This window comes from Vibrio sp. 10N.222.49.C9, from assembly GCF_041474985.1.
In the GTDB taxonomy this organism is placed as follows: Bacteria; Pseudomonadota; Gammaproteobacteria; order Enterobacterales; family Vibrionaceae; genus Vibrio; species Vibrio crassostreae_C.
This window is the reverse complement of record NZ_JBFRVD010000196.1, coordinates 1-344: the sequence shown is the minus strand read 5'-3', so window position 1 is coordinate 344 and position 344 is coordinate 1. Positions and strand designations below refer to the sequence as shown.

The window sequence follows — 344 nt, the reverse complement described above, 5'->3', positions numbered from 1 at the left end:
TTCTTCAACTGAACGGTCCACCTCTTGCAATCGTGAACTGACGACAACCGTCACATAAGCAGTACAGAAAGTGACGTGCGCAATCCAGATGGTCAACATTCCCCTTTGACTGAATAGGTCAAACACTTGCCCCATGGCGATAAACAGCAGCAATAAAGAAAGACCGGTAATCACCTCTGGCATCACCAACGGAGCCGTGATCATAAACGCAAAGCCTGTCTCGCCTCTGAATTTACCAAAACGACTCACCACAAAGGCGGCAATGGTGCCAAGCACGACAGCGGCACTGGCCGATAAGAAGCCAATGATCAAGCTCAGCTTTACCCCGCCCATCAGTAGATCGT

The 344-nt window shown here is 50.0% G+C and carries 1 pseudogene; it reads right to left on the bottom strand.

The window, feature by feature from the left end:
• Positions 1–344, bottom strand: a pseudogene (locus AB4585_RS22720) (putrescine ABC transporter permease PotI); the annotation flags it as partial.